23 protein-coding genes and 1 tRNA gene are annotated in these 25,777 nt (G+C 65.7%); 13 read left to right on the forward strand and 11 right to left on the reverse strand.

Going from position 1 to position 25,777, the window contains the following annotated elements; translation table 11 throughout:
* Window positions 1-56: 56 nt before the first annotated feature.
* Both J0J06_RS08550 and J0J06_RS08555 read left to right on the forward strand, forming a co-directional pair.
* Window positions 57-485, forward strand: coding sequence for a hypothetical protein (locus J0J06_RS08550; protein WP_294041065.1), 429 nt, complete (start codon window positions 57-59; stop codon window positions 483-485).
* A gap of 50 nt (window positions 486-535) precedes the next feature.
* Window positions 536-2,839 (forward strand): TonB-dependent receptor, encoded by a 2,304-nt coding sequence (locus tag J0J06_RS08555; protein WP_294041067.1) that lies wholly within the window; start codon window positions 536-538, stop codon window positions 2,837-2,839.
* 65 nt (window positions 2,840-2,904) lie between these two features.
* Here J0J06_RS08555 and J0J06_RS08560 read toward each other — a convergent pair whose 3' ends face one another.
* Both J0J06_RS08560 and ligA read right to left on the reverse strand, forming a co-directional pair.
* A complete protein-coding gene (locus tag J0J06_RS08560) occupies window positions 2,905-5,670 on the reverse strand; it encodes a TonB-dependent receptor (protein ID WP_294041069.1) in 2,766 nt (921 codons plus the stop codon).
* A 159-nt stretch (window positions 5,671-5,829) separates the two neighbouring features.
* On the reverse strand, window positions 5,830-7,908 hold the full coding sequence (gene ligA / locus J0J06_RS08565) for an NAD-dependent DNA ligase LigA (RefSeq protein WP_294042440.1): 2,079 nt from the start codon (window positions 7,906-7,908) through the stop codon (window positions 5,830-5,832).
* Window positions 7,909-8,008: 100 nt separating this feature from the next.
* Here ligA and J0J06_RS08570 point away from each other — a divergent pair, with 100 nt between their 5' ends.
* Window positions 8,009-8,326, forward strand: a complete 318-nt coding sequence (locus J0J06_RS08570; RefSeq protein WP_294041070.1) for a hypothetical protein — start codon at window positions 8,009-8,011, stop codon at window positions 8,324-8,326.
* Here the strand turns inward: J0J06_RS08570 and J0J06_RS08575 are convergent.
* The 3 genes from J0J06_RS08575 to J0J06_RS08585 are packed head-to-tail and all read right to left on the reverse strand — an operon-like array spanning window position 8,323 to window position 11,277.
* The gene (locus tag J0J06_RS08575; protein ID WP_294041072.1) at window positions 8,323-8,631 is read right to left on the reverse strand and encodes a hypothetical protein; all 309 of its coding nucleotides are present in this window, start codon (window positions 8,629-8,631) and stop codon (window positions 8,323-8,325) included. The two genes, J0J06_RS08570 and J0J06_RS08575, sit on opposite strands and share 4 nt — an antisense overlap.
* Entirely contained in the window at window positions 8,628-10,292 is a 1,665-nt protein-coding gene (gene recN / locus J0J06_RS08580) for a DNA repair protein RecN (RefSeq protein WP_294041074.1), read from the reverse strand. The genes J0J06_RS08575 and recN overlap by 4 nt, the downstream gene beginning before the upstream one ends.
* 40 nt (window positions 10,293-10,332) lie before the next feature.
* A complete protein-coding gene (locus J0J06_RS08585; protein ID WP_294041076.1) occupies window positions 10,333-11,277 on the reverse strand; it encodes an outer membrane protein assembly factor BamD in 945 nt (314 codons plus the stop codon).
* Window positions 11,278-11,406: 129 nt separating this feature from the next.
* Between J0J06_RS08585 and J0J06_RS08590 the strand changes: the two genes are divergently transcribed.
* Complete coding sequence (locus tag J0J06_RS08590; protein WP_294041078.1) at window positions 11,407-12,231, forward strand: class I mannose-6-phosphate isomerase; 825 nt, start codon at window positions 11,407-11,409, stop codon at window positions 12,229-12,231.
* 56 nt (window positions 12,232-12,287) lie between these two features.
* Window positions 12,288-13,457, forward strand: coding sequence for a glycosyltransferase (locus J0J06_RS08595; protein WP_294041080.1), 1,170 nt, complete (start codon window positions 12,288-12,290; stop codon window positions 13,455-13,457).
* A 15-nt stretch (window positions 13,458-13,472) separates the two neighbouring features.
* On the opposite strand, the gene J0J06_RS08600 is transcribed toward J0J06_RS08595, so the two are convergent.
* Genes J0J06_RS08600 through yajC form a run of 5 tightly spaced genes read right to left on the reverse strand, consistent with a single transcriptional unit; the run spans window position 13,473 to window position 18,153 of the window.
* Window positions 13,473-14,726 (reverse strand): DUF3089 domain-containing protein, encoded by a 1,254-nt coding sequence (locus tag J0J06_RS08600; RefSeq protein ID WP_294041082.1) that lies wholly within the window; start codon window positions 14,724-14,726, stop codon window positions 13,473-13,475.
* Between the two features lie 57 nt (window positions 14,727-14,783).
* Complete coding sequence (locus J0J06_RS08605) at window positions 14,784-15,158, reverse strand: MTH938/NDUFAF3 family protein (protein ID WP_294041084.1); 375 nt, start codon at window positions 15,156-15,158, stop codon at window positions 14,784-14,786.
* A complete protein-coding gene (gene secF / locus J0J06_RS08610; protein WP_294041086.1) occupies window positions 15,158-16,126 on the reverse strand; it encodes a protein translocase subunit SecF in 969 nt (322 codons plus the stop codon). The genes J0J06_RS08605 and secF overlap by 1 nt, the downstream gene beginning before the upstream one ends.
* Before the next feature lie 12 nt (window positions 16,127-16,138).
* On the reverse strand, window positions 16,139-17,815 hold the full coding sequence (gene secD, locus J0J06_RS08615) for a protein translocase subunit SecD (protein ID WP_294041088.1): 1,677 nt from the start codon (window positions 17,813-17,815) through the stop codon (window positions 16,139-16,141).
* Window positions 17,815-18,153 (reverse strand): preprotein translocase subunit YajC, encoded by a 339-nt coding sequence (gene yajC, locus J0J06_RS08620; protein ID WP_294041090.1) that lies wholly within the window; start codon window positions 18,151-18,153, stop codon window positions 17,815-17,817. Before yajC ends, secD begins: the two co-directional genes overlap by 1 nt.
* A gap of 169 nt (window positions 18,154-18,322) precedes the next feature.
* On the opposite strand from yajC, the gene J0J06_RS08625 reads away from it, so the two are divergent.
* The 6 genes from J0J06_RS08625 to J0J06_RS08650 all read left to right on the forward strand — a co-directional run bounded on the left by J0J06_RS08625 (window position 18,323) and on the right by J0J06_RS08650 (window position 21,022).
* Window positions 18,323-18,399: transfer RNA gene (locus J0J06_RS08625), tRNA-Pro, on the forward strand.
* A gap of 90 nt (window positions 18,400-18,489) precedes the next feature.
* Window positions 18,490-19,134: a helix-turn-helix transcriptional regulator gene (locus J0J06_RS08630; protein WP_294041092.1), complete on the forward strand. Its 645-nt coding sequence runs from the start codon at window positions 18,490-18,492 to the stop codon at window positions 19,132-19,134.
* A 56-nt stretch (window positions 19,135-19,190) separates the two neighbouring features.
* Entirely contained in the window at window positions 19,191-19,562 is a 372-nt protein-coding gene (locus J0J06_RS08635) for a hypothetical protein (protein ID WP_294041094.1), read from the forward strand.
* Window positions 19,563-19,605: 43 nt separating this feature from the next.
* Entirely contained in the window at window positions 19,606-20,058 is a 453-nt protein-coding gene (locus tag J0J06_RS08640; RefSeq protein ID WP_294041096.1) for a hypothetical protein, read from the forward strand.
* A gap of 83 nt (window positions 20,059-20,141) precedes the next feature.
* The gene (locus J0J06_RS08645) at window positions 20,142-20,618 is read left to right on the forward strand and encodes a JAB domain-containing protein (protein WP_294041098.1); all 477 of its coding nucleotides are present in this window, start codon (window positions 20,142-20,144) and stop codon (window positions 20,616-20,618) included.
* Complete coding sequence (locus J0J06_RS08650) at window positions 20,615-21,022, forward strand: response regulator (protein WP_294041100.1); 408 nt, start codon at window positions 20,615-20,617, stop codon at window positions 21,020-21,022. The genes J0J06_RS08645 and J0J06_RS08650 overlap by 4 nt, the downstream gene beginning before the upstream one ends.
* A gap of 43 nt (window positions 21,023-21,065) precedes the next feature.
* Here J0J06_RS08650 and J0J06_RS08655 read toward each other — a convergent pair whose 3' ends face one another.
* Window positions 21,066-21,971, reverse strand: a complete 906-nt coding sequence (locus tag J0J06_RS08655) for an alpha-L-glutamate ligase (protein WP_294041102.1) — start codon at window positions 21,969-21,971, stop codon at window positions 21,066-21,068.
* Window positions 21,972-22,103: 132 nt separating this feature from the next.
* Between J0J06_RS08655 and J0J06_RS08660 the strand changes: the two genes are divergently transcribed.
* Both J0J06_RS08660 and J0J06_RS08665 read left to right on the forward strand, forming a co-directional pair.
* Window positions 22,104-23,975 (forward strand): ABC-F family ATP-binding cassette domain-containing protein, encoded by a 1,872-nt coding sequence (locus tag J0J06_RS08660; RefSeq protein WP_294041104.1) that lies wholly within the window; start codon window positions 22,104-22,106, stop codon window positions 23,973-23,975.
* 102 nt (window positions 23,976-24,077) lie between these two features.
* Window positions 24,078-25,613, forward strand: a complete 1,536-nt coding sequence (locus tag J0J06_RS08665; RefSeq protein ID WP_294041106.1) for a CpaF family protein — start codon at window positions 24,078-24,080, stop codon at window positions 25,611-25,613.
* The last annotated feature ends 164 nt before the right edge of the window (window positions 25,614-25,777 follow it).

The following is a 25,777-nucleotide window of genomic DNA, read 5'->3' on the forward strand; positions in this document are numbered from 1 at the left end:
ACCGTGCCTCACTCGGGGGCTGGAACATTAACCAATATGCGGTAGGGGCGGCCGCAATGACACGTCGTCGCCCAGTCCCCACCTTGCCCAGCCGGCTCGCCTGGCTGGTACTGGTCGTGGGCGTTCTGATGGCGCGCGGGCTCACGCCCGACGGATGGATGCCCGTCGCAAAGGCATCCGGCGGCATCGAATTCGTGCTGTGCGACGGCATGGGACCGGCCGAGCCGGCTCCGGCCGCGTCGATGTCTATGCCGATGGCGCACGGAAAGATGCATCACGAAGCGCCCGCCAAGGGGCAAGCTGCCGATCATCCGTGCGCGTTCGCCGGGATCGGGCTCGCCGATGCGACACCGCCCTTGCCCGCGATCGTCGCGCCGCTGCGGCCGACACGCACCGCCCCCCTTGTCGACCGCGCCGTCAGCGCGCCGGGCCGCGGCCTCGCCGCGCCGCCGCCCCCTGCCACCGGACCACCAGCCCTCGCCTGAACCACCGCCGCGACCTCGCGGCTTTTCGTGTTTCAGCAAGGGAAATCATCGTGACCATTTCAAGAAGCGCGCTGCTGCGCGCGTCGCTTGCCGTGTTGGCGACCACTACCGCCTTGCCCGCATGGGCGAGCGACGACCCCGTAACGGCGGACGACCGCCGGGACGACATCCTCATCACGGCGCAACGCCAGAAGCAGTCGATCGAGAACGCCCCGAACGCGACCGCCTCGACCGACGCCGACACGATCGCGCGCACCACGAACGCGATGAACGTCGAGGATACGGTCAAATACCTGCCCAGCCTGATCGTCCGCAAGCGCCACATCGGCGACACGCAAGCGCCGCTGGCGACGCGCACAGCCGGGCTCGGCGCTAGCGCGCGCAGTCTGATCTACGCCGACGGCGCCCTGCTGTCGGCGCTGATCGGCAACAACAATACCTCGGCGAGTCCGCGCTGGAGCGCGGTCAGCCCGCAGGAGATCGCGCGGATCGACGTGCTCTACGGCCCGTTCTCCGCGGCCTATCCGGGCAATTCGATCGGCGCGGTCGTCAACATCACGACACGGCTGCCCGACGAGCTCGAAGCAACGGCTACCGCAGGGACCAGCTTGCAAACCTACGACCTGTATGGCCGCAGCGACACCTTCGCGGCCTATCAGGCCGGGGTTACGGTCGGCGACCGGTTCGGGCGGCTGGCGCTGTTCGCGAGCTACGATCACGTCACCAGCCGCGGCCAGCCGCTCGGCTACGTCACCGCGACCGTGCCGACGACGACGAGCGCAACTGGCACCGTCGTGACCGGCGCACTGCCTGATCTCAATCGCACCGGCCAGCCGATCCGCGTGCTCGGCACCAGCGGGACCGAGGAACAGGGGCAGGACCGCGTCAAGCTGAAGGCCGCGTTCGACCTGACCGACCGCATCCGACTGACCTATGTCGGCGGGTTGTTCCTGAATCGCACCAACTCGAGCGTCGAGAGCTTCCTGACCAATCCCGCGACCGGCACGCCGGTCTATGCCGGATCGCTCAACATCGACGGGCGCGCGTACACCGTTGCGGCGAGCGCCTTTTCGAACGGCGTCTATGTCACCGATCAGCGACACTGGTCGCACGCTTTGTCCGCCACGGGAAGCAGCACGCGGTTCGACTGGCAGGTGATCGGCACGCGATATACCATCGATCGCGACGAACAACGGATCGCGACGACCGCGCTGCCGGCTGCGACGAGCGGCGGTGCGGGGACGATCACTCGGCTGAACGGCACTGGCTGGACCACAGTCGATGCGAAGGCGGTGTGGCGGTCGGACGATGCCGGAACCAACGCGCTGAGCTTCGGCGCGCATTGGGACCAGTTCCGCATCGCGAGCAACCGTTATGCGACCACCGATTGGATCGCCGGGGCGCCGGGGACGCTCAACCTGCAATCGCGTGGCAAGACGCGGACCGCCGCGCTGTGGGCGCAGGATGCGTTGAAGGTGACGCCCACCGTCACGCTGTCGCTCGGCGGGCGGTACGAATGGTGGCGCGCGTCGGACGGGGTCAATTTCTCGCTGTCCCCGGCGATTTCCGCGATCCAGCCCGAACGGTCGGCATCGACCTTCTCGCCCAAGGCGTCGCTGGCCTGGGAGCCGGCCAAGGGCTGGCGCGCGCAATTGTCGTTCGGCCAGGCGTGGCGTTTCCCGACCGTCGGCGAACTCTACCAGATCGTCACCACGCCGGTCGCCGCCGTCCCCGATCCGAACTTGCGCCCGGAACGCGCGCGGTCGTTCGAGCTCGCACTGGAGCGCAAGGATGCGAAGGGGTTCGTCCGGCTATCGCTGTTCAGCGAGGCGGTGAAGGACGCCCTGATCTCGCAGAGCGGGCTCCTCAACGGCGGGCCGACCGTCGCGACCTTCGTGCAGAATGTCGATCGCACTCGCGCGCGCGGCATCGAGTTCGCATTCGCGCGCACCGATCTGCTCCCCCGCTTCGACCTGTCGGGCAGTGCGACTTACGCCGACGCGACGACGCGCGCGAACGCCGCCTTCCCGGCATCGATCGGCAAGCGCATTCCCACCGTCCCCGAATGGAAGGCGACCGCAGTCGCGACGTGGCGCCCCGTCGACGGCGTCGCGCTGACCGCGGCGGGGCGCTATGCGAGCCGGATGTACGGGTCGCTCGACAATAGCGACGTTGTCGGGAACACCTATCAGGGGTTCTACAAATACCTGGTCGTCGATCTGCGCGCGCAATTCAGCGTCGCGAAGAGCTACACGCTCGGGATCGGCGTCGATAACGTCAACAACGACAGATACTTCCTGTTCCATCCGTTCCCGCAGCGGACGTTTCATGCGGACCTGACGATCCGGCTATAGCAACAAGAAAAAGGCCGCCGTCCCATAAGGGACGACGGCCTTTTTTTCTGATCGGTGAACCGGTCTTAGAAAGCGAAGACCAGCGAACCGGTGATCGAGCGCGGCGTACCGATGACGGCGTTGCCGATCGTATAGCGGCTTGGCAGACCGACGAACCCGCTCGAACCGCTCAGACCGCCGATATAGACCTTGTCGAACAGGTTGCCGACGTTGAGCTGGAAGTAGGTCTTGCGGTTGTCGCCCATCAGACGGCCCAGGTTGAAGCGGATGTCGAGATCGACGACCGTGTAGCCAGGGATCTTCGCGCCGTAGATCTGCGTCTCAGCCGCAGCTGTGTTGACGTTCGCAGTCGGCACATTCGCTGCAGTCGGGCAGAGCCCGGCAACCACAGTGACGTTGCAGGTCACGACCGGCAGGTTTTCGTCGTTGACGAAGCGAGCACCGGTGTACTTGGCTTGGATACCGATGTCGAAGAGACCCAGCGTTGCCTGCGCACGCCCGCCGAACGTGAAGTCAGGCGAACCGCCTTCCCGCTTTCCAGCCGTCTGGAAGTACAGAACCGTTCCGTTGGACAACACGCCTGATTCGATGTTGCTCTTGATCTTCGAGTGCAGATACGACCCAAAGACATAGAGCAGGACGTTGCTGACCGGCTTGTACGCGATCGACGCGTCGATGCCGTACTTATCGACCGTGCCGAGGTTGCGGTAGATGCTGGTGTCGCTTTCCACGTCATAGACCGACGCGGTACGGTTGTGGAACTTGGTGTACCATCCGGCCAACTGCGCCTGAACCTTGCTAGTCGTATAACGATAGCCGAGGTCGAAGCTGTCGGTCGATTCCGGTACCGGTGAAGCCTGCGCAGCACCGCGAGCATAATAAAATGCGTTGTACAGATTGTCCGTACCCGGAACCGACAAGCCCTTGGCATAGCTAAAGTACACGCTCGACCCGCCGCCGAGATCGTAATTCAGGCCGAGGTTCGGCAGGACGCGATTGTAGTTGAACACGCGGTTCTGCGGCGGTGCGAAGCCAACGACGCACGCACGCGTGGTGACCGCGCAGGAACCCGTCGTTGGACGCGTCACCGTGCCGACGGTCGTCACGCCCGGACCGAAATACGTGTAAGGGAATGCGGCGGCATAGGCAGCAACCTGGGTCGGCGAGACGCAGGCGACGTTGCCGTTTGCTGCAACCGTGAAGCAGTTCTGAGTCAGGTCGCGACGGAAGAACGGCGCTCGAACGCCAAGCACAACGGTCAGGTCGTTGAACTTGCCGCGATACTCGCCAGAAACCTGATTCAGGATCGCCAAGGACTTACGGTCGCGCTTTTCGATCAGCGCCCCGGTCGCATCCTTGATGCCGTTGTTGATTGGGAAGACGTCGATCGGCTCGCCGTTCGCCTGCAGGAAGCCGGCCTCACCCGTCTGCCGATGGCGGCCATAGTCCAGCGTATAGGTCAGACGGACGCGGTTGTTTTCATTCAGGTCGTAAGCGAGACCCGCGACAACACCATAGCGGTTCGTGCCAGTCTGGCTCGGCGCCATACCGGTGATCGACGTGTTCGGGGTGATCACGCCGTCGCCGTTCAGGTCGCGACCGGTATAATAGGCAAAGCCGCCCGGCGAACTGTTACCGGTATTGTTGGTAGTATTGATCACGCCGGTGAAGGTGCCCGCGGTGCAGGCGACACGCGCGGTGTTACCGGCCGCGCCGCAGCCTTCGTACAACGTCACCGTGCCGCCGCCGTTCGCCTTCACCTTCTGGTAGCTGGCGTCGACCGTGAACACGAGACCCTCGGCCAGCGTGAAGCGCGAGCCGAAGCGGATGTTGCCGGTGTTCGAGGGGTTATAGCGCCGGTCGAACTCCGTGCCGCATGCGGCACCGGCGGTCGAACCGCTAGGCGGGGTCGGACCACCGATTACGCAGGGATAATTGATCGAATAGAAGCGCTCGGCCGCAGTAAGGGGTGCGCGGTTCGACGAGTTCGGACCGACGACGCGCGTCGCGCTCGCATCGGTACGCAGCGGCACCGAACCCAGGAAGTTGTTGCGGTTTTCGTTCCACTGGCCGGCGATCGACACGAAGTCGCCGTTGGTGCCGATCGGCTTGTAGATGCGCGCGTTGATCTGCGTCTTGCGCAGGCGGCTGTAGTTGCTGAACGGATTGTCCGCTTCCAGGCGCGAGGCCGACACGAACGCACGGACGCCAGTGTTCAGGATGTCGCCGGTATCGAGCATGCCGAACATGCGGAACAGCGAGCGATTGAGCGGATCGTCACGACCCGCATACTGGCCGTAATAGCTGCTCAGCATCACGCCGAAATCCTTCGACGGAACGCGCGTGCGGATCGCGACGGTGCCGCCGACCGCCGATGCGGTGGGGCTATCGACGTCGGTCGTGCCGAGGTTGACGTTGACCGAATCCAGCGTCTCGGGATCCTGCTGCTGGTTCGAATAGATCGCGTAGTTGCCGGTGTCGTTCAGCGGAATGCCGTCCAGCGTCTGCGAAATGCGCGAGGAGTCGAAACCGCGGATGGTGAACGTGCCGCCGGCCGCGCCGGTCGCGTCGTTGTTCTGAAAGCTGACCCCCGGCAACAGATTGATCATTTCGTTGACGGTCTGGCCCGGACGCTGGCGGCTGATCAGTTCGGCGCCGATGCCGACGCGGCTCTTGGGCACATCCGGAATGATGATCGAGCTGTCAGACACGCGAGTCGAGGTAATGACGATGTCGCCTTCGAAGTCCGACGAGCCGGTCGATTGCGCGTAGGCCGCGCCCGGAAGCATGATCGCAGCCGCAGCTACGCCAAGAAGCAATTGAGTTCGCATGATATTCCCCTATGAGCGCTTGTCGCCCGATGCGCCGAATCCGCACACCTTCCCCGCGCCAATGAGCGTACAATATTTCGGTTACATGACAGTGCAAGTCGAGGGTGCGAACGGTCTCGGATTCAACATGTTGCGTTGCAAAAAAGCATCACCGACTATTTAACCGGCTGCGGAGACGATTGCGGCCCAACCGGCCTCGTCGATCACCTCTATTCCTAGTTCGGCGGCCTTTTTCAGCTTCGACCCGGCGCCCGGCCCGGCGACCACCAGGTCCGTCTTGGCGGACACCGATCCGGCGACGCGCGCGCCGAGGGACTCCGCCTGCGCCTTGGCCTCGTCGCGGCTCAGCGTTTCGAGGGCGCCGGTGAACACGACGGTCTTACCGCTAACACGCGACTCGCGCGTTTCGACGACGAAGGGAGGCGGCGCGACTTCGTTGAGCAAGTCATCCCATAACTGTTGATTGTGCGGCTCGTGGAAGAAATCGCCGAGCGCCTCGACCACGACCGGCCCGACCCCGTCGATCAGCGCGAAGCGCTCGATGGCCTCGGCATCCCCTGCGCGCACAGCCTCCGCCGCAGCCCGCAACGCTGGCAACTCGACGAACATCTTCATCAGATCGCGCGCGGTGATCGCGCCCACATGGCGGATGCCGAGTCCGAACAGCAATCGCGCGGCATCCGGGGTCCGCCGCGCGTTGATCGCCGCGAGCAACGCATCGACCGACTTGGCCTGCCACCCATCGCGCCCGACAAGCTCGTCTCGGTGCGCGGCCAGCCGGAAGATGTCGGCAGGCTCGCGGATCCAGCCAAGATCGAGGAATTCGAACAAGGTCTTCTCGCCCAGCCCATCAATGTCGAGCGCGCCGCGCGACACGAAATGCTTGAGCCGCTCGAGCCGCTGCGCCGGGCAGATCAGGCCGCCGGTGCAGCGCACGTCGACCTCGCCCTCCTCCGCTACCGCTTCGCTGCGGCATTCGGGGCAATGGTCGGGAAAGGTCCATGGCGCGCGCGCATCGTCGCGAGTCAGATTCTCGACGATCTGCGGTATCACGTCTCCCGCGCGTTGCAGCACGACGCGGTCGCCGGGCCGCACCCCCAGCCGCGCGATTTCGTCGGCATTGTGCAACGTCGCGTTGCGCACAACCACGCCGCCGACCGTCACCGGCTCGAGCTTGGCGACCGGGGTCAGCTTCCCCGTCCGGCCGACCTGTATATCGATGTCGAGCAGAGTCGTCTGGGCACGTTCGGCGGGGAATTTGTGCGCGAGGCCCCAGCGCGGGGAACGCCCAACAAACCCCAAGCGGGCTTGCCAGTCGAGCCGGTCGACCTTGTACACCACCCCGTCAATGTCGAACGGCAAATCGGCGCGCTCGGCCTCGATCGCCTTGTAGACCGCAAGCGCGGCGTCGAGATCGCCACCAGGCTGGAATTGCCGCGTCACCGGAAAGCCCCAATCGCGGATCGCCGCGATCACCGCGCTTTGCGTCTCGCCCGGCACGTCGCTCGCCTCGCCCCAGCCCCACGCGAAGAACCGCAAAGGCCGCGAGGCGGTGACGTTCGCGTCCTTCTGACGCAGTGACCCGGCGGCCGCGTTGCGCGGATTGGCGAACTGGCGCGCCTTTTCGGGGTCTTCCGCCTCTGTCAGCAAGCGCGCGTTGAGCGCGGCGAACGCAGCCTTTTCCATGTAGATTTCGCCGCGCACCTCGAACACTGCGGGCGCCCCGGGGGGCAGTGCCGCCGGAATGTCTCCGATCGTGCGGACGTTGGCCGTCACATCCTCGCCGACCTGCCCATCGCCGCGCGTCAGCGCACGCACCAGCCGCCAATTCTCATAGCGGATCGAGCAGGACAGGCCGTCGATCTTGGGCTCGGCCGTGATCGGCACCTCGGCATCTTCGGCGAGATTCAGGAAACGGCGCACTCGCCCCAGCCAGTCGCGGACCTCCTCGTCGTCGAACGCATTGTCGAGGCTGAACATCGGCCGAGCATGAGCGACCTTGGCGAGGCTCCCCGTCGGCGTCGCGCCGACCTTCACGCTCGGCGAATCGGCGCGGACCAGGTGCGGGAACGCCGCCTCGATCGCGCTGTTGCGGCGCATCAGCGCGTCGTAGTCGGCGTCCGAAATCTCCGGCGCGTCGTCGGCATGATAGAGTTTGTTGTGGTGCGCGATCTCGGCGGCGAGGCGGTCGAGTTCGGCCGCTGCGTCTGCGTCGGTCGAGGGTAACGTCTCCGCCATCCGTCGTCCGCTATCCGTGCCGCGCCCGGCGATCAAGCGCCGCCCCATTTCGGCTGCGATTTGACGCTAGTAACGAGGCGTCGGACAGGAGGCGGGCGCGATGCTGGTTGCGATATTGATGGCGGTGCAGACGATCGCAGCCGCGCCGCCGCCCTTGCCCGCGGCCGGACCCGTCTTGCCCACGACGTTGCGAGTCGTGCCGAGTTGCGATCCAACGGGGGATGACATCGTGGTGTGCGGCAGGAAGGACAGTGACCAGTACCGCCTGCGCCCGCTCGGCCCGCCGCCCAATGGCAAGCCGCTGCCGCCGATGACGGCAAAGCTGGGCAACGGGACGATCGACGGGCGTGCGGTGCAGCGCTGCGTTGCCGGAATCTGCGCCCCGGCGGCGATGATAACGCTCAAACAGTCCTTCTAGGACAGCCACCAGCCCGGATAGGTGGCGACGATCCCCACCGACAGGGCGATCGTCACCAACGTCCCGCCGACGTCGAGCGCCGCCATGGTCTGCAGTGAGCGCACGAGATTGCGCACGCCAAGCGCCAGAGCCAACACGCTCCATCCGACATACCAGCCCCAGTTCGCGTCCTGCGTCGCCAAGTGGAACAAGGCGAGCGCGAACACCGCGATACTGCCGATCATCGCCGCCGCGACGAGCACGATGCCGACGGGCAACATCGTGAAGCCGATGCGTCCCTCGCGGCGCTGTGCCGGTGTCATCACGCTGCCTCCAGCAACCGTTCGGCCTGCGCGCGCGCCTCGTCGGTGATCGTCGCGCCCGACAACATGCGGGCGATCTCCTCGCGCCGCTCGCGCTCGTCGAGCGCGTGGACGCCGGTGCGCGTGACGGTGCCGTCGGACGACTTGGCGATGAAGAAATGGCGCTCGCCACGCGCCGCGACTTGCGGGCTGTGCGTCACGACCAGCACTTGCGTGCGCTCGGCCAGCCGCGCGAGCCGCTCGCCGATCGCCGAGGCCACCGCGCCGCCGACGCCGCGGTCGATCTCGTCGAACACCATCGTCGCCGCCCCGCCTTCCTCCGCCAGCGCAACCTTGAGCGCCAGGATGAAGCGCGACAATTCGCCGCCAGACGCGATCCTGGTCAGCGCCGCGAACGGCGCGCCGGGGTTGGTCGAAATCTCGAACTCGACGCGATCCTTGCCGCCCGCGCCCCATTGTTCCTCCGGCAGCGCCGCGACCACGGTGCGGAACCGCGCGGCGTCGAGCTTGAGTGGGGCGAGTTCGCCTGCCACCGCGCGGTCGAGCCGTTCGGCGGCAACGTGGCGCTCCGCCGACAGCGCGTCGGCGGCGGCTTCGTATTGGGCGCGCGTTTCCGCCACCTTTGCGGCGAGCGCGGCCAGCCCCTCCTCCCCCGCCTCGATCGTCGCCAGCCGCGCCGCCATCCCGTCGGTCAGCGCAGCGAGCTCGCCGGGCTGGACGCGATGCTTCCGCGCCATCGCACGAAGGTCGAACAGCCGCGCCTCGTCTTCCTCCAGCGCCCGGGGATCAAACATCAGCGCTTGGCGGGCCGCGTGGATAGAATCCTCGGCCAGCGCGCCCTCGTTGATCGCACGGTCGATCGCGGCCAGCGCCTCGGCGAGCGCCGGGTGCGCGTCGGCAATCCGTTCCAGCGCGCGCGCCACCTGGCGAAGCTGCGCCATTCCGCCGTCCGACCCACCGAGCCATGTGTCCAGCGAGGTCATATCATCGGCGATCCTTTCCGCGCGCTGCATCGTGCGGCGGCGATCGGCCAGCGCTTCCTCCTCGCCAGGTTCGGGAGCGAGTTGACGCAATTCTCCCACCGCATGTTCCAGATAGTCGCGGTCGCGCGCCGCGGCGTCGACCTGATCCCGCGCGTCGCGCAACGCCTGTTCCGCCTCGCGCCATGCCCGGTGTGCGTCGGCGACACTGCCCGCGCGGCATTTTCCGAACGCATCCAGAAGCGCACGATGCCCGCTCGGCGCGAGCAAACCCCTGTCGTCGTGCTGGCCGTGCACTTCGACCAGATGCTGCGCCAGATCGCGCAGCAATCCCGCCGACGCCGGCTGGTCGTTGACGAACCCGCGGCTGCCGCCGTCGGCCTTGACGATGCGCCGGATGATCAGCGGTTCGCCGGCTTCGACGTCGAAGCCGTTGTCGGCCAGCAATGCCGCGATCGGACCGTCGGCATGCGGCGTGTCGAAGCTCGCCGTGACCACCGCCTGCGCCGCGCCCTGCCGCACCAGTCCGCTGTCGGCGCGTGCGCCCAGCGCCAACCCAAGTGCGTCGAGCAGGATCGACTTGCCCGCGCCGGTCTCACCCGTCAGCACGCCGAGCCCACCGCCGAACTCGAGCTCCAGCGCCTCGATCAGCACGACGTCACGAATGGCGAGCGCGGTCAGCATAGCGGCTGTCTTACCGGCAAGTCCGCCGCCGGGTCATCGCTTATTTCGGCGGCCCGCTGCCCGCGCCGCCGGTGTTGCTGGTCCCGGTCGATCCCGCGCCCTGGTCCTTCGGCGCGATGCCCGGGGTCCCGGGAGCTACGGGTTGTGCATCCTTCATGCCCAAGGGTACCGGCAGCTCGCCCGGGCCCAGCGGCTTGGCCGGCGTCCAGGGATGCTTTTGCATCAGATCATAGGCACGTTTGTACCACTCGGTGCCTGGATAGTTGGCGCCGAGCACCGCCGCCGCCTTTTGCGCCTCCTCCGGCACGCCGAGCGCGAGATAGGTTTCGGTCAACCGCATCAGCGCCTCCGGCACGTGCGTCGTGGTCTGATACTGATCGATCACCGTACGGAAGCGCAGCGTCGCGGCAAGCCACTGACCGCGCGTCTCATAGAATCGCCCGATCTCCATTTCCTTGCCGGCCAGGTGATCGCGGACCAGGTCGATCTTCAGCCGCGCGTCGGCGGCGTATTTGGAATTGGGATAGCGGCGTACCAGTTCGCCCAAGGCATCCTGCGCCTGCTGGGTGATCTTCTGGTCGCGCGTCACGTCGGCGATCTGTTCGTAATAGCCGAGCGCGACGAGGTAATAGGCATAAGGCGCGTCGCGATTGCCCGGATGGACCGAGATGAAGCGCTGAGCCGACTGGATTGATTCGGTGTAGCTCTGGTCCATGTAATAGCTGAACGCGCTCATCAACTGCGCGCGGCGCGCCCAGACCGAATAGGGGTGCTGGCGCTCGACTTCGTCGAACAGCACCGCAGCTTCCTTGTAGCGGCCCTGGTCGAGCCGGCGCTTGGCGAGCGAATAGAGCGTGCCGACGTCGCGCGCGACATAGGGCACGTCGCCCTTCTTGAGGCCGCCGCGACCGGCGCACCCCGCGACGGGGATTGCAAGGACGGCGATCAGCGCGAGTGCGAGCGAGCGAGACGGAAGATTACGCATTGAAAGTCGCCTTAGCCGAGCGTCGGGGATGCGAACAATGGTTTTTGCTTGTGGCTTTTTCACGGCAAGGATCGCAACGTCCCGCCCGCGCGTTGGCGCGCTTTACCGAATACAGGGAGGGCCAATCGAATGACCGCAACCTTGCTCGCCACCAAGCGCGTCGAAAAGCCGTGGGGCCGGCACGACCTGTGGCCCGGATTCGCCAATCCCGCGCCCGATGCGCCGCCGATCGGCGAGATATGGTTCCAGACGCCGGATGCCGGCACGCCCGAACTGCTGATCAAATATCTGTTCCCGGGTGAAAGTCTGTCGGTGCAGGATCACCCGACCGACGCCGCTGCGCAGGCCGCGGGCTATCCGCGCGGCAAGGACGAATGCTGGGTGATCCTGGCCGCCGATCCGGGCGCGACGATCGCGCTAGGGACGAAGGAGCCGACCACGCGCGCGGCGCTGCGCAAGGGCGCCGAGGACGGGTCGATCGTCGACATGCTCGACTGGAAACCGGTCAAGGCGGGCGATTTCCTCTATTCGCCCGCGGGCACGATCCACGCGATCGGCGGGGGAATCACGCTGGTCGAGGTGCAGCAGAATGTCGACCTGACCTATCGCCTCTACGATTACGGCAGCGACCGCGAACTCCATCTCGATCAGGGCCTCGCGATCGCCGATCCTAATCCCTTCACGCCTCAGCCGATCGTCGGCGAAGTGAGCGAGGGCCGTACGGTCCTGTGTGAGGGACCGAAGTTCGTGCTGGAACGCTGGGCCGGTGGCGACCGCGACATTGCGCTGCCTGATGGCGTGACCGGTTGGCTGACGCCACTGAAGGGAGAAGGCGTAGTCGATGGGGTCGCGTGGCGCGCGGGCGAATGCGTGACCGTGACGGGGGCCGTGCGCCTTCATGCCGCCGCGGGAAGCGACCTGTTGTTCGCCTATCCCGGCGATAAAAGGATCTGACGAGTCGCTCGGCAGGGGTCGAGAGGCTATTAACCACCCCGCGCTAAGGAAGCCGCATGCTGCGCGTCCTGACGCTTTCCACCCTGTTCCCCGACGCCACCCGGCGTAATTTCGGCGTGTTCGTCGAGCGCCAGACGCTGGGACTCGCCGCGCATCCGGACGTCGAGCTGCGCGTCGTCGCCCCTGTGGGCCTGCCCCCCTTCCCGCTCAGCCGACGCGGGCGTCATGCCGCGCTCGCGAAACTGCCGCTCGGCGAGCAATGGGAAGGCATCGATGTCTACCGCGCACGCTTCGTCGCGACGCCGGGGACGGCGGGACGCTTTTTCGCCGCATCGCTGACCAAGGCGCTTGCCCCGCTTCTCACCGATCTGCGTCGCGACTTTCCGTTCGACGTGATCGACGCGTCGTTCTTCTTCCCCGACGGGCCTGCTGCGGTCGCGCTTGGTAAGCGCTTCGGTGTGCCGGTATCGATCAAGGCGCGCGGCGGCGACATCCATTATTGGGGCCGCTCCACCGTGACCGGTGGTCAGGTGCGCCGCGCGGGCCAGGCTGCGGACGGGCTGCTCGCCGTGTCGGAGGCGATGAAACGCGACATGGCGGCGTTGGGCATGCCCGCCGACCACATCCGCGTCCACCACACCGGCGTCGATCTCGGCCAGTTCGCGCCGCGCGACCGTGGCGTCGCAAAGGCGTTGTTCAACGTATCTGGGCCGCTGGTCGTGTCGATCGGTGCACTGATCGAGCGCAAGGGACACGAGGTCGTGATCGAAGCGATCGCGGCACTGCCCAACGCGACGTTGATTATCGCCGGCGAGGGCGCGCATCGCCCCGTGCTAGAATCCCGGATCGCCGAACTCGGTGTCGGCGACCGCGTCCGCCTGCTCGGATCCGTGCCACACGCGGAGATGGCGGCGTTGCTCGGCGCCGCCGACGTGATGGCGCTGGCGTCGGCGAGCGAAGGCCTCGCCAATGCTTGGGTCGAAGCGCTCGCGTGCGGGACGCCGATCGTCGTGCCCGACGTTGGCGGCGCCAGCGAAGTGGTGACCGAGCGCGCTTATGGTCGGATGGTGGGTCGGTCGCCCGCCGGATTCGCCTCTGGGATCACTGCAGTGCTCGCCGACCGCACGCCCGCCGCCAAGGTCCGCGAAGGCGCTGAACGCTTCACCTGGGAAGCGAACACCGCCGCGCTGTACGAGCATCTGGCGGGGCTGGTTCAGCATCGCTGAACCAGCATTTGCGCCTTATTTCTTCGGTGCGGGGAGCGGGACGCCGCGCCACGACGCGGCCTGATACTCGCTGAGCGTCACCAGATTGCCCATCTCCACAGGCATGTCGATCAGGTGGAGGCCCCAATCCTTCAAGACCGCGCCATCGACGACAACGTCGCCGACGATCGTGTCGGTGCGCGTATCCTTGGGGTCGGCGTTGACCGTCACCGCGAGGTAATTGAACGCGCCGTTCGACACGCATTCCGCCGAAATCAGGCCCGGGACCGACACGAACGACGTCGTCACTGGCGCGTTGTCGGTGGTCCACGGACCCATCGGCGCGCTCGCCAGCCCCGCGCCTTTCGCGCCGAGGATCGCATCGGTCACCACCTTGCCGCCACCAAGCGCCGCGGGATTGGTGCAGGCGGCGACCATGCCCGGCTGATCGGCGATCTTGCCGAAGCGGCTGTTTTCAGGGGGCGGCGCATCGGCACGGAAGGTCACATAGCTGACAACGCACCCATATTGATTCATCGACTTGCACAATCTGGTGCGCTTGAAGTCGCCGCCAACGTCCGCACCCGGGGGCACCGCGACGTTGGTGCCGATCAGATACGCCGCGACCAGCTTGCGCTTCATGTCGGCATCGTTCTCGATCACCTGGGCGAGGAGCTGCTTGAGGATGCCGGCGCCCTGGCTGTGCCCGATCAGCACGACGCCACGGCCGTTATTGTCGCGCTTCAGGTAATTGTACCACGCCGCCTCGACGTCGAGATAGGCGAGCTTGCGGTCGGCGGCGCTGGCCTTGCCGGCCATGATGTCGCGCAGCGCGGTCAGCGTGACCTGGCGATACATTGGCGCGAACACGCGGCACTTGGCGGCGAAGCGCGCGGCCTGGGCAGCAGCGACCTGCTTTTCCTCCGGCCCGATATTGAGGTCGCTGTTCGGCGTCGGGTCGAGCGACACGGTCGGATAAACGTAGAAACAATCGAAGGTCGGCGCCGGATCGGCTTTGAATTTGACGATCTTGGGCTTGCCGGTGGCAGGGATCACCGTGACGTTCTGGTCGACCGCGCACGCATCCTGCCGACCAGGACGGCAAAGCCAGCCGGCGTCGGTGTTATAGTCGGGCGCAGGAATCGGCGCGAATTGCGGTGCAGGGGGCGGCGGGGCCGGTGCCACTACGGGAGCCGGTGCTGGCGCGGCAGGAGTCGTCACTGGTGGTGTCGTCTGCGCCGACGCCGAAGCGGCGGCCAATACAGCGCCTATCGCCAGAATATATCGCATAAACGCTCTCCCCCATCCAGATTCGCCCGAAAGCTTATCCGCTAGCAGATGGCGCGATCAAGCCTCGATGGGATAGAAAGCGCCCGCGATCCAGCGCCCCTCACCGCGCAGCACGGCCCACGCGCGCGCCGCCGCACGGCTGTCCATCGCCTCGACGCCGATGCCCCGCGCCTCGAGCGCGCGGACCAACGTCACCGGCGGGCGAACCAACGTGCTGCCGGTGCCCAGGAGCAGGAATTCGGGTTGCGGATCAAGCGCGAGAAGCGGCGCGAGAGCAGCCTCGTCCAGAGCCGCCAGCGCGGGTGGGGACCATTCGTCGGCGCGCTCCGGTGTGATCGCCAGCGCGCGATAGATATTGTCATCGACACGGAATCCCGCAGCCGACAATCCGCTGACGACCGGCCCGTCCGCGCCGGTCCGGTCCATGCGCATCAGCCGACGCGTTCCGCACCGTCGATCGCCGACTTCTTGCCGGGCTTGTCGGTGGTCGCCACCGGTTCTGCGCGCAGGCCCAACGTGATCAGCAGCGACGACGACACGTAGATCGACGAATAGGTGCCGACGATCACGCCGAGGATCATCGCCGCGGTGAAGCCGCGCAGCACGTGTCCGCCGAAGATAAGCAGCGAGGCGAGCGCGAGCAGGATCGTCAGCGAGGTCATGACGGTGCGCGGCAGCGTCTCGTTGACCGACAGGTTGATGATCTCGCGCATGTCCATCTTGCGGTATCGGCGCATGTTCTCGCGGATGCGGTCGTCGATCACGATCTTGTCGTTGATCGAATAGCCGATGATCGTCAGCACGGCGGCGACGATATTGAGGTCGAACTCAAGCTGCGTCAGCGCGAAGAAGCCGATCGTCATCAGCACGTCGTGGACGATCGCGACGCCCGTCGAGACGCCGAACTGCCATTCGAAGCGGAAGATCGCAAAGAGACAGATGCCGATCACCGCAAGCGCCACGGCGAGCAAGCCGTTGCGGACCAGTTCGCCCGACACCTTGCCCGACACCGCGTCCTGCTTCGAGAATTTGGCGCCCGGGAAGTTTGCGGTCAGCGCCGCCTTCACCGATTCGACCACCTTATTGGTGGCGGCGGCGTCGGCGCTTTCGGGGCGCGGCAGGCGGATCGACAGCGTCTTGTCGCTGCCCACCGTCTGCAATTGCGCGTCGCCGAAGCCGAGGCGGTCGACCACCGAGCGCACCTTGTTCTGGTCGGGCGCGGTCGCGAAGGTTTCCTCGATCATGATGCCGCCGACGAAGTCGACGCCGAGATTGAGCCCCTTGAGCGGCACGAGCGCGATCGCTGCCAGCGTCAGCAGCGTCGTCAGCCCGAACGCCCAATACCGCAGGCGGACGAAATCGAAATTGGTGTTGTCGGGGATGATCTTGAGCAGACGCATCGTCGCGGCCCCTTAAATATTGATAGTCTGCGGGCGATTCTTCCGCAGCCAGAGGACGACGAGCATCCGGGTGAAGGTGACCGCGGTGAACACGGACGTCGCGATGCCGATCAGCAGCACGACCGCGAAGCCCTTGATCGGACCCGAGCCGAGCAGGAACATGATCACGCCCGAAATGGCGTGGGTCATGTTCGCCTCGAAGATCGTGCGGCTGGCTTCCTTGTAGCCCAGTTCGACCGACTGGATGACGCTGCGCCCGCGCCGCCGCTCCTCACGAATCCGCTCGTTGATCAGCACGTTGGCGTCGACTGCCGTACCGATCGTCAGCACGAAGCCGGCGATACCCGGCAGCGTCAGCGTACCATTTATCAGGGCAAGCACGCCCATGATGACCAGCACGTTGATGACGACGGCCCAGTTCGCATAGACGCCGAACCGGCCATAGGTCACCAGCATGAACAGCACGACCAGCACGACCGCAATGATCGACGCCTGGATGCCGGCGCGGATCGACGCTTCGCCAAGGTCGGGACCGACGGTGCGTTCCTCGACCACCTTGAGAGCGACGGGCAGCGCGCCCGACTTGAGCTGGATCGCGAGGTCGTTCGCGGCTTTCGCGTCGAAGCTGCCGGTGATGCGACCGCTGCCGCCCAGAATCGGCGTCTGGATGTTCGGTGCGGAGATGACCGTGCCGTCTAGGATGATCGCGAACGGCTTGCCGACATTGGCTTGCGTCGTCTTCGCAAAGCTCTTGCCGCCCTGCGTGTTGAACTGGAAGCCGACCGCCCAGGCACCGGGGTTTTCTGTATCGGTTTCCGCGCGAGCATCGGTTAGGTCGCTACCGGTAATGATCGCTTCGTCACGCACCGCGATGACGGGGGAACCGACGGGCCAGTTCGTCTTGGGATTATTCGGGTCGGCCGGGAACGTCATCGGCGCGGTGAGGCGTCCGATATATGGCGCGGCGAACCGTACCGCCTCGGGATAAGGCAACGCGATGTCGCCGATCGGCGCGATGCCTTTCGACAATTGCGCCGCGTCGGCATTTATATCTACCAGCTTGAATTCGAGCTTCGCGGTCTTGCCGAGCAACGCCTTTAGCGCGGTCGGATCCTGAAGACCCGGTACCTGCACGACGATGCGGGTCGATCCCTGCTTGATGATCGTCGGTTCGCGCGTGCCGAGCGAGTCGATGCGGCGGCGGACGACTTCGGTCGCGCCGTCCATCGCGCTGTCGATCGCGGCATCGATCCCTGCCTTGGTCGGCGTCACGACGAAGGTCGATGAATTGACGACCGAGATGTCCCAGTCGCGCTGGCCGGTGTTACCGACGCCGTTGGTCTTTTGCGACAGCAATTGCCGCGCCGCCTCTAGCTGGCCGATGTCGCGCAGCATGAAGGTGATCTTGCCGCCATCGGTCGAAATATCACCGACGCCGATCTTGGCGCGGCGCATATCGGTGGCGACTTCCTGCTTCTTCTGACCGAGCCGAGTCGTGATCAAGTCGTTTGTGTCGGCCTCGAGCAGCAGATAGCTGCCGCCCGCAAGGTCGAGGCCAAGGTTGATGCGCGGATGGAACGGCCAGTTCTTGACCGTGCTTTCAGGCAGGAAGCTGGGGATCGCGAGCGCGCACAGAGCGGCGAGCACGCCGATGATCGACCACACCTTCCAACGCGGGAAATCGAGCATCAGTCGTTCGCCGGCTTGGCCGAGGTCGGGCTCAGCACTTCGGCGATCGTCGCGCGGACGACCTTGATCTTGACCGTCGGCGCGATCTCGATCTCGGCATATTGATCATCAACCTTGACGACCTTGCCCAGGATTCCGCCCGACGTGACGACCTGATCGTTCTTCTTCAGGTTGGCGATCGCGTTCTGCAGCATCTTCACCCGCCGCTGCTGCGGGCGCAGCATCAGGAAATAGAAGGCGACGAACACGAGCAGCAACGGCCCGATGGTCGAAATCATGCTGGCGGTCGCATCGGGAGCGGCGCCGGCGGTCTGGGCGTAAGCGGGAGGAATAAGCATGGTCGTCCTGAATTGGGCGTAAGCCGGCATGTGCCTGAAAACGGGCAGGCCGACGATAAGCGCCGCGCGCTATCATCATGACGCCGCCCACGCAACACGCGCATGCTTGCATCGCTCCGCCCGAGAGCCTAGAGGCCCCGCTTCCTCGGCGGTATAGCCGGGGACCGGTCGGGGCGTAGCGCAGCCTGGTAGCGCATCACACTGGGGGTGTGGGGGTCGCAGGTTCGAATCCTGTCGCCCCGACCATTTTCGCGAAGTGGTAATTGGCAGCGCCGATAGCATCACAATTTCGCGAACGGCTGATACGGCGTCGCCGCTGTGAATGACGATTGTCCCTTGTCGGGGCAGCGCGATAGTACAGCGTGCCTGAATCCAACCGATACTCGCTGTGATTCGAATGAAAAAAATGGTTTAATCGCGGTTATGGACGACGCCTCCTTCGCTTCGCTGACGCCGCGTGAGCGCGATTGCCTGCGCGGCGTGCGCGCGTTGCAGGGATCGGGCGAGATCGCGCGCGACCTGGGCATCGCGGCCGGCACCGTCGACACCTATCTGGGATCCGCTCGAGCCAAGCCCGGCGCGCGCGACCGCAAGCATGCCGCGCTGTTGTTCGCCGAATATGAAGACGCCCAGGGCCTTCCGAAAACTACCCCCCAGAATCTAGCATGCGAAAATCTGGGGCTGGCGGCGGCGTCACGGCACCCCTCATGGTCGACGGCGATCGAGGGCGGCCTCTCCCCTTCCCTAAACGATGCCGTCCTCGATCAGCGGCGCTTCGGCGGCGTCACGGGGCGCACCGGCTGGTCCGGTATGCTCCGTGACGTTATCGAAGGGGCGAGACCGAGTGACCTATCAACCAGTGCCAGGGGGGTATTGATCCTGGCGGCCACCGTGATCATTGGCTTTGCCTTTTTCGCGGTCAGCGCCGGAGTGGGCGCGCTTTACGGCCTGGCGACGTTCCTCCGCTCGCTTTCATACTGACGCCGCGTCACCCTTGATCGAACGTGCCTGTCGATGACCGGCGCGGTGGAGGATTTATGCGCGTCGACCCTACCAATCACCCTCACTACGATGCCATCCTGACTGTTTCGGCCGCGGTGCTCGCCGCCGAGCGCGACATGGACAGCTCGATCGTCAAATTGTCGCAGCTCGTCTCGACCACGATCGAAACCTATGGCGACGCCAAACTGCCCGCGGCGATGGCCCAACCGGCACTCGCCAAACTGACCGAGGCGCTGACCGCGCATGTCGATAGCCGCCGGCTGCTCGGAGAAGCGCATCGTGAATATGGCCGCACCGCCAAGATGCTCGGCGCGACTGCCGAGGAGTGGGGTCCGGTATGGCCCTGCCCAGGCATCACCACCGAAGACGAGACGCCGGCGCGTCCGGCTTTGAAGGTGGCCGCGTAATCCGACTTGACGAGAGTACCGATCGTGGTGCCCATCGACATCGATGATCGCTTTGCTCTTCCTGGTCCTGTGGCTCGGGGTGTGCGGCTATGCCTTGTGGCGTGGCGCGCAGCCCGAGCGTTTTGTCGCGGTGATTTTCCTGGCCGCCGTCCCGGCTGGTGCGGCGGCCTATTCAACTGGCCTGCGCTGGCGCGGCATCGAAATGGGGCTGTTCGGCGTCGATATGACGATGCTGGTCCTGCTCCTGATCATCGCGATGAAGGCCAATCGTTACTGGCCGATCGCGATGGCCGCGATGCAGGTGTTCCAGGTCGTCGGACACCTGCTCAAACTGGCCGATCCGCGCATGCTCCCGCTGCTCTATTGGATCAGCAACGTGGTCTGGGCCTATCCGATGTTGATCCTGCTGCTGCTTGGCACGGTGCGTCACCACAACCGGGTGAAACGTCTGGGGGCGGAGCCGTCCTGGAGCAACTCTTCGCCGCCGCCGGACTGACCGGCAAGGGGGCGCTCGCCACCACGCTGATCGAAGAGTTCGGCTCGTTACCGCTGCTGATCGCGGCGCGGCCCGGACGGCAATTGCGCACGACGGGCGACCCCCGGCTCGTCGCCTTGCTGCAAGCGGTCCGGCAGATACTGCGCGACGTTACGCGCGCCGATCTTGACCGGCGGCCGGTGCTGCCCAACTCACGCGTGCTGCGCGACTATCTGATGGTGCACCTTGCCGACGAGGCCGTCGAACATGTGCGCATCCTCTATCTCAACGCGTATGACCGCCTGATCGCCGACGAGTTGCACGCCAGCGGTACGCCGAGCGGAACGCCGTTCTGCGTTCGGACGATTGCTGCGCGAGCGCTCGAAGTGGGCGCGATGAATGTCATCGTTGCGCATAACCATCCGTCGGGCTTGCGCGAAAGCAGCCGCGCCGACATCGCCCAGACGATCGCGCTGGAGGCGGCGCTCGACGCGCTCGGCATCACGCTGATCGACCATTTGATCGTGACGCGCAGCGGCTTGGCCAGCGTCCGCGCGGCGACTCGGGCGCTGGCGGCATGACGATCCGCACGCTCCTGGTCGACGACGATCCCGATACGCGCGCGATCGTCGCGCTCGCGCTCGACCTGCACCCGCAATTCGCCGTCAGCGCGGTGTCGCGGCTCGGCGCCGCCGATACGCTTCGGCACGGGACCGAGGCATTCGACGTGATCCTGCTCGACATGAAGTTCGCGGACATGAGCGCCGGTGCGCTGGTCGCGACAGTGCGCCAATGGTCGTCGTCGGCGGCGATCCCGGTGCTGATCCTGTCGCCTCGAGACGGCGACAGCGACCGGCGCGCCTATCGCTCGGTCGGCGCGCAAGGATCGATCGCCAAGCCGTTCGACCCCGTCGCATTGCCCGATCGTGTGATCGAATCGCTCCGGCCGTTCAGCCCGGCGGCCACGCAGCGCAGCGCCAGCTAGCCCGTCGCCGGCCTGGCGAAGCGCAGACCAGAGCTTTCGCGTTTCATACGAAGCTGTTGGCGGTGACCATGTCGAGGAAGTCGACCAATTTGTCGTGCGGATCCCAGCCGAGAACGTCTAGCGGCTTCGCGACGAAATTGGACAAGGCGTTTATGTCGTAGAAGCGTGGCGTGCCGTCGCGATCGTCGATCATAAACTCGACCCCCCCGACGTCGAGTTTCATGTCGCCCGCGATCCGCTCCGCTGCCTCGATCAGCCCGCGATCCGGCTCGATCGCGGTCATCGCGATTGGCGAGCCGGGGACGCAGGCGTCGGCCGGGCACAGGTCGAACGCGCCGCCCCCGGCGATCTCGATCGCGTAGAGATATTCGCGGTCGAGCGTTTCGATCCGCATGATCTTGCCGTCGCGCGCGGGAACGTAGTCCTGCACCAGCAACACCCCATCGACACTTTTGGGCAGTCCCCGCTCGTTCACCGCCCGGTGCAGGTCGGCTGGCGTGTCAAACTTGACGATTCCCGCGCCCACGCCGCCGACATTGGCCTTCACCACCAGGGGGAAATGCAGGGTCGCCGCCGCCGGTTCGACATCGACCGTGCGATGCACGACGCGCGTTTCGGGGATCGCCAGGCCCAGGCTGGCGATCAGCGCCAGTTGCCGCGCCTTCGACGCGTCGATCGCCATCACGTCTGCGCCGTTGATCACGCGTGCGCCCGACCGCCGCCAATGATCGAGCAGCGCCATGGTGTGAAAGATTGGATGCTCCGCCTCGCGCGTGACGCTCGACATGGCGATGCGGTTGAAGACGACCGGCGCGGGAATCGCGCCATAGCCAGGGCTCCAGTTACCTTCGGGCCCGAAGGCCGCATAATTGATGCCGCGGTTGTCGAGTGCGGCGAACAGGGGGGCAAACCATTGGGGGTGTTCGTACAAAATCGCGAGTTCGATCATTCGCGCCCCTTAGACCCGCGCCACGCCACCGTCATCACGGCCAAACGCCGCATTTATCCCAAAACGATACCGTCGTGGCTCGAACGACGAAGGGGTGGCGGCGACGGCGAGCCTCCCCTACAGGGACGCGCCATGCTTTCCCTCAGCGACATCACGGTCCGCCTCGGCGGGCGGACGATCCTCGATGGCGCGACCGCCAAGCTGCCGCCGCGCAGCCGCGTCGGGCTGATCGGCCGCAACGGCGCGGGCAAGACGACGCTGGTGCGCGTGATCGCGGGGATGCTCGAGCCCGACACCGGCGAGGCGGCGATGCCGCGCGGCAGCCGGCTCGGCTATATCGCACAGGAAGCGCCGTCGGGCGACGCGACGCCGTTCGAGACCGTACTGGCCGCCGACACCGAGCGCGCCGCGCTGATGACCGAGAGCGAGACCAGTCACGATCCCGACCGGCTAGGCGAAATCCATGAGCGCCTCAACGCGATCGACGCGCACGCCGCGCCCAGCCGCGCCGCGCGTATTTTGGTTGGGTTGGGGTTCGACGAAGCGGCGCAGCATCGCCCGCTCGACAGCTTCTCGGGCGGGTGGAAGATGCGCGTCGCGCTCGCCTCGCTCCTGTTCTCGCAACCCGACCTGCTGCTGCTCGACGAGCCTTCGAACCACCTCGACCTCGAAGCGGTGCTGTGGCTCGAGGATTTTCTCAAATCCTATCCCGCGACGATCGTGCTGGTCAGCCACGAGCGCGATTTCCTCAATAACGTGGTCGACCACATCCTGCACCTCGAACGCGGCAAACTGTGGCTCTATCCGGGCGGCTACGATTCGTTCGAGCGCCAGCGCGCCGAGCGTCAGGCGCAGATCGCCTCCGCGCGCGCGAAGCAGCAGGCCGAACGCGAGAAGCTCCAGGATTACATCGCCCGCAACTCCGCCCGCGCCTCCACCGCGAAGCAGGCGCAAAGCCGGGCCAAGGCGCTCGCGCGGATGCAGCCGATCGCCGAACTCGTCGATGATCCGTCGCTCAGCTTCGACTTCCCCGACCCCAACGAACTGCGCCCGCCGCTGATCACGCTCGACATGGCGAGCGTCGGCTATGGCGAGACGCCGATCCTGCAGCGCCTCAATTTGCGGCTCGACCCCGACGACCGCATCGCGTTGCTCGGCCGCAACGGCAACGGCAAGACCACGCTCGCGCGCCTGCTCGCGGCGCAACTGACGCCGATGGACGGCGCGATGAACGCGACCGGCAAGATGCGCGTCGGCTACTTCACGCAATATCAGGTCGAGGAACTCGACGCCGGCGAGACACCGCTCCAGCACATGACCGTCCAGATGAAGGGTGCGACGCCGGGGGCCGTCCGCGGCCAGCTCGGACGGTTCGGCTTTTCGGGCGACAAGGCGACGACCAAGGTCGGCAAACTGTCGGGCGGCGAGCGCGCTCGTCTCGCGCTCGCGCTCATCACGCGTGACGCGCCGCACATGCTGATCCTCGACGAGCCGACCAACCACTTGGACGTCGACGCCCGCGAGGCGCTGATCCAAGCGCTCAACGCCTATTCGGGCGCCGTCGTGATCGTCAGCCACGATCGCCACATGCTGGAAATGACCGCCGACCGGCTGGTGCTGGTCGATAGCGGCACCGCGAAGGAATTCGACGGCAGTCTGGACGATTACATCGCCTTCGTGCTCGCGAAGGACGCATCCGACACCGCGAAGGAAGTGACGAAGCTCAACAAGAAGGACGCGCGCCGCGCCGCCGCGGAAGCGCGCGAGGCGAGCCAGGGTCTGCGCAACGCGGCGAAGGCGGCGGAAGAGCAGCTAGCGAAGCTCAATGCCGAACGCAGCGCGATCGATCGCGCGATGTTCGATCCGTCATCGGCCGATGCGGCGCTCGCCAAACTGACGATGACCGACCTGATGAAACGTCGCGCCGAGGTGGAAGAGAAGATCGAAGCGGCGGAAGCGGCGTGGATGGAAGCAAGCGAGGCGCTGGAAGCCATCGCGGCGTAGCGCTGCAGGTAAGGGCGCCAGTTATCCCGCGGCCCGCGTTGGTTAGCAATTTGTCAACGCCTCCCCCCTACGAACGGTCCCAACTATGAAGGGATCAATGGCATGAGCGCGTTTGGGCGCCGTAGTGGAACGGGCGCGGGACCGGCCGGACGGCCGGCGTTCGGCGTCGCCAAGCCGATGCAGGGCGGCTCGCCCGCGCGGTCCGAACCCGACGTTGCCGAACAGTTTCCGCCGCTTCCCGTCGATCAGAGCAGCACCCCCGCACCCGACTCCAATTCGCAGGGCGGCATGCCGGGCGGCGCCATGGACGCGATGCAGCGCCTCGCCGATCGCCAGAACGCCAGCGCCGATTCGGGCAGCTCACGCGCCGAAGGCTTCGAAGCGTCGGTCCACAAGATCAAGGAACAGGTGTTGCCGCGCCTGCTCGAACGCGTTGATCCGGAAGCCGCCGCCACGCTCAACAAGGACGAGCTGGCCGAGGAATTCCGCCCGATCATCGGCGAAGTGCTGGCCGAACTGAAGCTGACGCTCAACCGCCGCGAACAGTTCGCGCTGGAAAAGGTGCTGGTGGATGAGCTGCTCGGCCTCGGCCCGCTCGAGGAACTGCTCTCCGATCCGAACATCTCCGACATCATGGTCAACGGTCCCGACCAGACCTTCGTCGAACGCAAGGGTCAGCTCGAACTCGCCCAGATCCAGTTCCGCGACGAGGAGCATCTGTTCCAGATCGCGCAGCGCATCTGCAACTCGGTCGGTCGGCGCGTCGACCAGACGACGCCGCTGGCCGACGCCCGCCTGAAGGACGGCTCCCGCGTCAACGTGATCGTCCCGCCGCTGTCGCTGCGTGGCACCGCGATCTCGATTCGTAAGTTTTCCGACAAGCCGATCACGCTCGACATGATGGCCGGATTCGGATCGATGAGCACTAAGATGGCGACCGCACTGAAAATCGCGGGCGCGTGCCGATTCAACATCGTCATTTCGGGCGGTACCGGCTCGGGCAAGACGACGATGCTCAACGCCCTGTCGAAGATGATCGACCCGGGCGAGCGCGTGCTGACGATCGAGGACGCGGCCGAACTTCGCCTGCAGCAGCCGCACTGGCTGCCGCTCGAAACGCGCCCCGCCAACCTCGAAGGTCAGGGCGAAATCACCATCCGCGACCTCGTCAAGAACGCGCTGCGTATGCGCCCGGACCGTATCATCCTCGGCGAAATTCGCGGGAGCGAGTGTTTCGACCTGCTCGCCGCGATGAATACCGGTCACGACGGCTCGATGTGTACGCTCCACTCCAACAGCCCGCGCGAATGCCTCGGTCGTATGGAGAACATGGTGTTGATGGGCGATATCAAGATTCCGAAGGAAGCCATTTCGCGCCAGATCGCCGACTCGGTCGACATGATCGTCCAGGTCAAGCGCCTGCGCGACGGCTCGCGTCGCGTCACCAACATCACCGAGGTAATCGGTATGGAAGGTCCCGTCATCGTGACGCAGGAGCTGTTCAAGTTCGAATATCTCGACGAGAGCGCGGACGGCAAGATCGTCGGTGAATATCGCGCGATGGGCCTGCGCCCCTACACGCTAGAGAAAGCGCGCCAGTTCGGGTTCGATCAGGCGTTTCTTGAGGCCTGTCTTTAACTGCACGCGGCAAACTGAAATCCGATGGACTGTGCTCCGGCGCAGGCCGGAGCCTAGGCAACCGTACCTCTGCCGACCGAGGCTCCGGCCTGCGCCGGAGCGCGGGTTTGTTTCGATCAAGCTTAACGGAATCGACGCTTTGCCGCGGCGCGATGCGTTAACGA

It is taken from the genome of Sphingomonas sp. (assembly GCF_017304615.1).
Lineage (GTDB): Bacteria > Pseudomonadota > Alphaproteobacteria > Sphingomonadales > Sphingomonadaceae > Sphingomonas.

What these genes read in the sequence shown, in the direction of transcription:
- J0J06_RS08550 (WP_294041065.1), top strand. Translation starts at nt 57, where the DNA reads ATGACACGTCGTCGCCCAGTCCCCACCTTGCCCAGCCGGCTCGCCTGG.
- J0J06_RS08560 (WP_294041069.1), bottom strand. Translation starts at nt 5,670, where the DNA reads ATGCGAACTCAATTGCTTCTTGGCGTAGCTGCGGCTGCGATCATGCTT.
- ligA (WP_294042440.1), bottom strand. Translation starts at nt 7,908, where the DNA reads ATGGCGGAGACGTTACCCTCGACCGACGCAGACGCAGCGGCCGAACTC.
- J0J06_RS08570 (WP_294041070.1), top strand. Translation starts at nt 8,009, where the DNA reads ATGCTGGTTGCGATATTGATGGCGGTGCAGACGATCGCAGCCGCGCCG.
- recN (WP_294041074.1), bottom strand. Translation starts at nt 10,292, where the DNA reads ATGCTGACCGCGCTCGCCATTCGTGACGTCGTGCTGATCGAGGCGCTG.
- J0J06_RS08585 (WP_294041076.1), bottom strand. Translation starts at nt 11,277, where the DNA reads ATGCGTAATCTTCCGTCTCGCTCGCTCGCACTCGCGCTGATCGCCGTC.
- J0J06_RS08590 (WP_294041078.1), top strand. Translation starts at nt 11,407, where the DNA reads ATGACCGCAACCTTGCTCGCCACCAAGCGCGTCGAAAAGCCGTGGGGC.
- J0J06_RS08595 (WP_294041080.1), top strand. Translation starts at nt 12,288, where the DNA reads ATGCTGCGCGTCCTGACGCTTTCCACCCTGTTCCCCGACGCCACCCGG.
- J0J06_RS08600 (WP_294041082.1), bottom strand. Translation starts at nt 14,726, where the DNA reads ATGCGATATATTCTGGCGATAGGCGCTGTATTGGCCGCCGCTTCGGCG.
- J0J06_RS08605 (WP_294041084.1), bottom strand. Translation starts at nt 15,158, where the DNA reads ATGCGCATGGACCGGACCGGCGCGGACGGGCCGGTCGTCAGCGGATTG.
- secF (WP_294041086.1), bottom strand. Translation starts at nt 16,126, where the DNA reads ATGCGTCTGCTCAAGATCATCCCCGACAACACCAATTTCGATTTCGTC.
- secD (WP_294041088.1), bottom strand. Translation starts at nt 17,815, where the DNA reads ATGCTCGATTTCCCGCGTTGGAAGGTGTGGTCGATCATCGGCGTGCTC.
- yajC (WP_294041090.1), bottom strand. Translation starts at nt 18,153, where the DNA reads ATGCTTATTCCTCCCGCTTACGCCCAGACCGCCGGCGCCGCTCCCGAT.
- J0J06_RS08635 (WP_294041094.1), top strand. Translation starts at nt 19,191, where the DNA reads ATGCGCGTCGACCCTACCAATCACCCTCACTACGATGCCATCCTGACT.
- J0J06_RS08640 (WP_294041096.1), top strand. Translation starts at nt 19,606, where the DNA reads ATGATCGCTTTGCTCTTCCTGGTCCTGTGGCTCGGGGTGTGCGGCTAT.
- J0J06_RS08650 (WP_294041100.1), top strand. Translation starts at nt 20,615, where the DNA reads ATGACGATCCGCACGCTCCTGGTCGACGACGATCCCGATACGCGCGCG.
- J0J06_RS08655 (WP_294041102.1), bottom strand. Translation starts at nt 21,971, where the DNA reads ATGATCGAACTCGCGATTTTGTACGAACACCCCCAATGGTTTGCCCCC.
- J0J06_RS08660 (WP_294041104.1), top strand. Translation starts at nt 22,104, where the DNA reads ATGCTTTCCCTCAGCGACATCACGGTCCGCCTCGGCGGGCGGACGATC.
- J0J06_RS08665 (WP_294041106.1), top strand. Translation starts at nt 24,078, where the DNA reads ATGAGCGCGTTTGGGCGCCGTAGTGGAACGGGCGCGGGACCGGCCGGA.